4 protein-coding genes and 1 pseudogene are annotated in these 3,378 nt (G+C 47.9%); all 5 read left to right on the forward strand.

Translation table 11 applies throughout. The features are described 5' to 3' along the window. Nucleotides 1-124 (forward strand): annotated as a pseudogene (locus PN470_RS19595) (Uma2 family endonuclease); the annotation flags it as partial. Next, nucleotides 124-957: a CRISPR-associated endoribonuclease Cas6 gene (gene cas6 / locus PN470_RS19600; protein ID WP_272104966.1), complete on the forward strand. Its 834-nt coding sequence runs from the start codon at nt 124-126 to the stop codon at nt 955-957. The pseudogene PN470_RS19595 and the gene cas6, both read left to right, overlap by 1 nt. 2 nt (nt 958-959) lie before the next feature. After that, nucleotides 960-1,553, forward strand: a complete 594-nt coding sequence (gene cas4 / locus PN470_RS19605; protein WP_272104967.1) for a CRISPR-associated protein Cas4 — start codon at nt 960-962, stop codon at nt 1,551-1,553. A gap of 5 nt (nt 1,554-1,558) precedes the next feature. After that, nucleotides 1,559-2,563 (forward strand): type I-D CRISPR-associated endonuclease Cas1d, encoded by a 1,005-nt coding sequence (cas1d, locus tag PN470_RS19610; protein ID WP_002778670.1) that lies wholly within the window; start codon nt 1,559-1,561, stop codon nt 2,561-2,563. Nucleotides 2,564-2,575: 12 nt separating this feature from the next. Continuing rightward, nucleotides 2,576-2,848: a CRISPR-associated endonuclease Cas2 gene (cas2, locus tag PN470_RS19615; RefSeq protein WP_046663050.1), complete on the forward strand. Its 273-nt coding sequence runs from the start codon at nt 2,576-2,578 to the stop codon at nt 2,846-2,848. Nucleotides 2,849-3,378 lie beyond the last annotated feature (530 nt).

Raw genomic sequence — 3,378 nt, forward strand, 5'->3', positions numbered from 1 at the left:
CACGATTTTCTATCCCGATGCACCCCCGGCGATTAAAAAAGGCGATGACGAGATGAGCGATATTCTCCTCCCCGATTTAACCCTAACCCCCAGACAAATTTTTGCCAAGGCCCGATTAAGTTAATGCCCTACAGTCTCGTTCTCAATCTCACACCTCGATCGCCGATCTATCCGAATTTTCTCACCGGACGACACCTTCACGCGCTATTCCTTACCCTTGTCAGTAGTGTCGATCAGGAATTAGGGAACATTCTACACACAGCCGAGGCAGATAAAGCCTTTACCTTATCGCCACTACAGATGCAATCCGGGGGAAAAACGATAAATTCCCCGCAATGGCGATACGAACGGCCAATCGCCCCCGAAACTCCCTGCTGGTGGCGGATTTCTCTGCTCGATGACCGATTATTCGGTAAATTAACCTCGCTCTGGTTGAATCTCAATCCAAAACACCCCTGGCATCTCGGTTCCGCCGATCTGGTTATCACTAGCGTCCTCGCCACCCCGCAATCGGTTCAACCCTGGGCGAACTCTTGTACTTATCAATACCTGTATGAAAACGCCTCGGAAACGAATCGGGAATTTGATTTCCTTTTCGCCACCCCCGTCACCTTCCGGCAGGGAAAATTCGATAGTGCCTTACCGACGCGGGAACTGGTGTTTAATAGCCTTCTCAATCGTTGGAATCGCTATAGCGCTATCCCCTTCGATTCCATCGTCCTAGAGTCGATTTTCCCCAGTTTCTTCGATATTCAAACGAAATTAGCCGATGAAGCCTATAAAAACCAGTCGATCGGTTGTGTGGGCGAGATTCACTATCGTCTTTTGGGAGAGGTGGAACCCGCAAAGATTAAAGCGATTAATGCACTGGCGGATTTTGCCCTCTATGCGGGAGTGGGACGGAAAACCACCATGGGGATGGGGATGACTCGCAGAATTGCTAAGGAGAAAAGATAGTTATGGATGAATCTGATTACATACCGATCGCCGCTCTCAACCATTACGCCTACTGTCCCCACCGTTGTTGGAGAATGTTCGTCGCCGGGGAATTTCTCGATAATAGCTACACGATCGAGGGAACAAATTTACACCAACGAGTTCACACCGTCGGGGCGGCAAACCGCGAGGAAATATGGCAAATTCGGGCGATCTGGCTTAAATCAGACAATTACCGTCTCATCGGTAAAGCCGATCTGATCGAGTCCCAGGATGGCGAATTTATCCCCGTGGAATACAAACGGGGCAGTAAAGGCGAATGGGATAACGACGAGTTGCAGGTGTGCGCTCAAGCTCTGTGTTTGGAAGAAATGACGGGAAAAAGGCTAGATACTGGCTATATCTACTATGCCAGTTCTCACCAGCGTCAACCGGTGGCGATCGATCTTGCTCTACGGCAACGGGCGATCGCTACGATCCGAGCAGTTGAAACCCTGATCCAGACGGGAAAAATGCCCCCAGCGGTCTATTCAACCCGCTGCAAGGGATGCAGTTTGTTCGATCGCTGCTTGCCCCGATTAACCGAAAAAGTCCAACGATATCGAGAGGAAGACTAAAAAATATGGGAACGGTATATGTGACCAGAGAAGACGCATTTCTCGGCAAAAATGACGAGCGTTTAACGGTTAAAGCATCCAAAGAAACGATCCTCGATGTACCTCTATTGAACGTGGAAGGAGTGGTGATTTTCGGACGGGGTTCAGTTTCTCCCGCATTGGTGATCGAATTGTTGGAACGTCATATTCCGCTCAGTTTCGTCACATCCACCGGACGCTATCTCGGTAGATTGGAACCGGAGATGACCAAAAATATTTTCGTTCGTCGAGCGCAATGGCAGGCCGCCGGCGATTCTCCGAAAGCCATTCATTTAGTGCGGGGATTCGTCCGCGGCAAGCTGAAGAATTACCGCAACATTCTGCTCCGTCGTCAACGCGATCGAAAAGAGTTGGATTTACAAACTGCGATCGCTTGTCTGGAAGCAGCGATCGGCTCGATCGAAACAACCTCGGCGATCGATTCTCTCCGGGGGTTAGAGGGAGCGGGAAGCGCAGCCTATTTCAGTTGTTTTGATTCCCTAATTCTCGGCGATACTTTTACCTTTACCTCGCGTAACCGTCGCCCCCCGCGAGATCCGGTCAATTCTCTTTTGAGTCTGGGTTATGCGTTATTGCGCCATGACGTGCAGAGTGCGATCAATTTGGTCGGTTTTGACCCCTATCTCGGTTATCTTCACTATCAACGCTATGGTCGCCCCTCGCTGGCACTGGATCTGATGGAGGAATTTAGAGCGATCGTCGTTGATGCCGTAGTTCTCAATGGGGTCAATCATCCTTATCTTACCCCCGAACATTTCACCACCGAACCCTTAAGCGGTGCGGTTTCCTTGACGAGAGAGGGATTACAGATTTTCCTGCGCTTGTACGAACAGAAGAAACAATCCAAGTTTAAGCATCCGGTAATGGGTAAACAGTGTACTTATCAAGAAGCTTTCGAGATTCAGGCCCGACTAATGGCGAAATATCTGATGGACGAGACGGATAAGTATCCACCTTTGATTTTAAAGTAGGTAGAGGCGGTCATGTATTTTGTTATCAGTTACGACATTTCCGATGATAAGCGACGAACCAAAATTCACAATACGTTAAAGTCCTACGGCCAAAGGGTGCAGTATAGTGTTTTTGAGTGCGATCTAACCGATACCCAGTACGCCAAGCTGCGCGGGCGCTTGAGTAAGTTGATCAAACCCGATACCGATAGCATCCGCTTTTATTTTCTCTGCGCCTGTTGTCGGGGTAAAGTGGAACGTATCGGTGGTGAGTTACCCCGGGATAATACAATTTTTTTTGTTTAGCTCGGTTGCGCTTCCGGGTAGCTGTAAAAATCCTTAACTATTATCTGGTGGCTGAAAAGCTTATGGAATATAGATTCGAGATGATTTTCCTTTCCAACGCGGGGCGCACCTTATCCCGTAAGGTTTTGCGGGGTCTTGAAGAACTGGGTCACTTGCTGTACAATGGGTTTATTGCGGGTGCGGCGCATACGAACCTTGAAAACCCCATAGCGTATAGCTTTTACCACTGGGCGGTTCCAATTAATCTTAAACCCTATTAGGGATTGAAACTCGCCCCGGGAGGAATGCGCTGAAGTGATCGAAAAGTTCCAATTAATCTTAAACCCTATTAGGGATTGAAACACAATACTAAGAGTATTGATAGACAAGGAGGTGAGGTTCCAATTAATCTTAAACCCTATTAGGGATTGAAACGTAAATATAGGTAGGGCAGGTAGGGCAAGTAGGGAAAAGTTCCAATTAATCTTAAACCCTATTAGGGATTGAAACTATAAGAGAATGGTTATTTAAAAATATTAATTTTTGTAAAG

Origin of the sequence: Microcystis sp. CS-574 (assembly GCF_028329095.1) — a bacterium.
Taxonomy (GTDB): domain Bacteria; phylum Cyanobacteriota; class Cyanobacteriia; order Cyanobacteriales; family Microcystaceae; genus Microcystis; species Microcystis ichthyoblabe_A.